General features: G+C 56.7%; 3 protein-coding genes. 1 reads left to right on the top strand and 2 read right to left on the bottom strand.

Annotated elements, in window-relative coordinates:
• A partial coding sequence (locus H6F43_RS05220; RefSeq protein ID WP_190341368.1) for an AAA family ATPase occupies positions 1-797 on the bottom strand: 797 nt, incomplete at its 3' end.
• Between the two features lie 27 nt (positions 798-824).
• On the opposite strand from H6F43_RS05220, the gene H6F43_RS05215 reads away from it, so the two are divergent.
• Positions 825-2,726 carry an ArsA family ATPase gene (locus tag H6F43_RS05215; RefSeq protein WP_190341366.1) on the top strand — a complete coding sequence of 634 codons (1,902 nt, stop codon included), beginning with the start codon at positions 825-827 and terminating at the stop codon, positions 2,724-2,726.
• Positions 2,727-2,736: 10 nt separating this feature from the next.
• On the opposite strand, the gene H6F43_RS05210 is transcribed toward H6F43_RS05215, so the two are convergent.
• The coding region (locus tag H6F43_RS05210) for an S-layer family protein (protein WP_190341364.1) at positions 2,737-3,688 on the bottom strand (952 nt) is incomplete at its 5' end.

The following is a 3,688-nucleotide window of genomic DNA, read 5'->3' as shown; positions in this document are numbered from 1 at the left end:
CGACTCAGCAGAGCAAGAATTTCGCGGCGTCCATCGCGATCTGGTACGCGAAAGTGAATTTCGCGATCGAAGCGACCGGGTCGCCGCAGTGCCGGATCGAGATGGTCGGGACGGTTGGTTGCCGCCAGAACGATTACGCCCGTTGTCTGGGCAAAGCCATCCATCAAGCCGAGCAACTGTGCCACGAGGCGCTTTTCGACTTCGCCTTCGACTTTGCCGCGATCGGGCGCAAGACTGTCAATCTCATCGATAAACACCAAACAGGGTGCGGCGTTTGCTGCTTTCTCAAATACGCCCCGCAGTCGCGCTTCCGCCTCGCCGTAGTATTTGCCCAGCACTTCAGGACCGACGATCGCAATGTAGTTCACGCCCAGATCGTGCGCTAGGCTCCGCGCTGTCAAGGTTTTTCCAGTTCCCGGCGGACCCACGAGCAGCACACCGCGCGGTGGCTCTAAGCCCAGCTTCTTCAGCAGTTCTGGGCGCTTGAGCGGAATTTCTACCAGTTCCCGTAGCTCTTGTAGCACATCTGCCAGTCCACCCACGTCCTGCAAGCCTGATCGCTCAGCAGACGGTGGCATCACTTCGCTCAGAGCCGCAGAGGACGGTGGATTCACCGATTCAGTCCCTCCCGTACGAACTCGACTGCCCGCCGTGGGAATGTTGCCTTGACGGGGAATACTACTTAACGGGCGGGAATTAATTTGAATGTTTGCCCTAAGTTCTCCCTTTTCTGCTTTTGCTTCCAGCGCTTTTGCCAATTCCAGTAGTTGTTCAAATCCCTTAAATAATTCGCTCATTTGTTGTCCTACGTTGCGTGACCCGTCATGAGTATTCCCACGACCCTACAGCCGCTCGACTCTTTGCGCCTAACGCTGTTTAGCGGGAAGGGAGGCGTCGGGAAAACAACGCTGGCGTGCGGGTTTGCTCGCCGCTGGGCGCATGAATTTCCGCAGGAGTCGATTCTGCTGCTGTCAACCGATCCAGCCCATTCGCTGGGAGATGTCTTGCAGCAAACCGTCGAGGATACCCCCCGTGCTGACGAGGATCTGCCGAATTTGCAGGTGCGATCGCTCGATGCTAAACGGCTGCTGCAAGCGTTCAAAGCTGAGTATGGACGAGTTCTGGAGCTGCTCGTCGAGCGCGGCAGTTTCGTCGATCGAAGCGACCTTACGCCTGTGTGGGAACTCGGCTGGTCCGGCTTAGATGAGCTAATGGGCATCTTAGAGATTCAGCGAATTCTGCGCCAGGGAGATGCCGATCGCGTGGTTGTGGATATGGCACCGAGCGGACACACGCTGAATCTGTTCGCGCTGATGGATTTTCTCGATGAGTTTCTCGATGCGCTGGAACTGTTTCAGGAGAAGCACCGAGTGATTAGCCAGCGCTTCACCGGACGCTACATCGAGGATGCTGCGGACGCCTTTTTGCGATCGATAAAGGCAGACCTTACAGACGGTCGCCAACTGCTGCAAAACCAAGAGCAGACAGCTTGTTTAGTTGTGGCGATCGCGGAACCGATGAGCCTGCTAGAAACGCAGCGATTCTTGCGGGCGCTGGAGGAACTGCGGATTCCCGTGGGCGGCATTGCGGTGAATCGATGTAGAAGATTTGGGGAGCCGGGAGATCGAATTACTGAGCAGCAGCGGCTTTTGGCAAATTTTTTGACGCTGGCGAATCAGCTGCCAGTATTTCAGGTGCCGCAGCAGAAACGCGAACCGGTCGGAGCGATCGCGCTCGATCATCTCATGGCTCAAGTTCAGCCAGTGCAGACCGTAGAACTGATGCAGGATCTAGGCAGGACGCAATTTCCGGATCGCGTTCCGCCCGGATTTGAGGATTTTGCTGCCGCAGGACGATCACTGCTGCTGGTCGGCGGCAAAGGAGGCGTGGGTAAAACAACCGTAGCGGCTGCGATCGGGTGGGCAATGGCGCAGCGCTATCCAGACCGCAAAATTCGCGTGATTTCAATCGATCCAGCGCATTCATTAGGCGACGCGCTAGGCGATAGTGTCGGACATGTACCTGTGGCGATCACGCCCAATTTAACCGCGCAGGAGATTGATGCAGAGCAAGTGCTAGAGCAGTTCCGCGCGGAGTATTTATGGGAACTGGCAGCAATGATGGGCGGAGACTCGAATGACGCCGACGCGACGATGACGATCGCCTACGGACCTCAGGCGTGGCGCAAAATCGTGGCACAGGCGCTACCAGGCATCGACGAGTTGCTGTCGCTGGTCACAGTGATGGAGCTGTTGGAATCTAAGTCGCAAGACGTGATCATTCTGGATACGGCTCCCACCGGGCATCTTTTACGCTTTTTAGAAATGCCGAACCTGATAAGCGACTGGCTTGCCTGGATCTTCAAATTGTGGATTAAGTATCAGAGCGTGTTGGGACGAGTCGAGTTTATGGGACAGCTGCGATCGCTCAGGCAGCGTGTGATTCAGGCGCAGAAAAAGCTGCAAGACCCACAGCACACAGAGTTTATCGGGGTGGTGCAGGCGCAGTCTGCCATACTAGCGGAAGCAGCGCGGCTGACTGAATCACTGGCTGAGATGCGCGTGACGCAGCGCTACATTGTGCACAACCGCTTTCAGGCGGAAGACAGGATCGTCTCAGATCAGTTTCCTAACCAGACGATCGTTCGGCTGCCAGAATTGCCGCGATCGATCGCGCCGCTACACCAAATTGAAGTGGCGGCAGATTTACTGTTTGAGCCGCGTTAATACACAGCTATTAGCTTTTGTTCATTGAACGGGAACTCTTCGCAGGCTGTAAACAGGGATTTGCGGCTCCAATACCCGATGGAGACTGATTGGATGCGGCAACGAGGACCACCTCACCCCGCGAGTTAGTCGTCCAGCCTGTAGCAGCAATGGGTGCAGGAGGAGCGGGACGACGTGGCTCAGTGCTGTGGCTAGAGGACAGCAGGCGGTTATCCTCCCACAGTGCGTCGTTGCTGAGTGGGTCGTTGGGGCTAGGGGGCAAACCGCCCCGTCCGGTCACGACGAATTCGCTGGTTGTTTCAGTGGCAGCAGTGCAGCCGCGATCGATCAATCCTGATGGATCGATCAGCCTCGTTGGTAACGGCACCAATCCGCGGCTGGGATCGACATTGAGCGTATTCAGGACAACATCGCCGCTGATACCGAACTGGGAACTGGCAGTAATGTCGCTGCGGGGCGTATTCACTTGCTGCGGCTGGATGCCAAAAATCGACTGAGCGGTGATGGTGACATTGCCGCCTCGACCTGTGAAAGCGTTGGCGCGGATGTCACTGTTCTCGGAAAGCACCGCAATCACGAAGGGAGCCACGATCGAAATGTTGCCGCCGTTGCCGCCTGCCTGTGCGGTTCCGGCAGTGGTAGAAATTAGGCTACCGCGACGTAGCAGCAGCAGATCCCGTAGCTGTAGCGCAATGTCGCCGCCCTGAGCGCTGCTGGTCTCAGCCGATAGAAAGCCGCGATCGAGCAGCAGCGTCCCCGCATTGACTCGAATGTTGCCGCCTTGTCCGGTACCACGACTGCCCACGGCGACTTCGGCTCCGTCCTGAATTTGTACGGTTCTGGGATCGATAAAAATACTTCCCCCGCTTCCGGTTGAGCCTGATTCGGTGTCAGCAAAAAAGCCTGTCCCGCTTCCTCGCAGCCGCAATCGATCGCTGACTTGCACGGTGATATTTCCTGCC

The sequence above is a fragment of the Leptolyngbya sp. FACHB-36 genome, from assembly GCF_014695955.1.
In the GTDB taxonomy this organism is placed as follows: domain Bacteria; phylum Cyanobacteriota; class Cyanobacteriia; order Leptolyngbyales; family Leptolyngbyaceae; genus FACHB-36.
The sequence above is the reverse complement of the archived record's forward strand: the minus strand, read 5'-3'. Positions and strand labels throughout refer to the sequence as shown.

Bases quoted from the DNA above. Each gene is read 5' to 3' on its own strand.
- H6F43_RS05215 (WP_190341366.1), top strand. From the start codon at position 825: ATGAGTATTCCCACGACCCTACAGCCGCTCGACTCTTTGCGCCTAACG.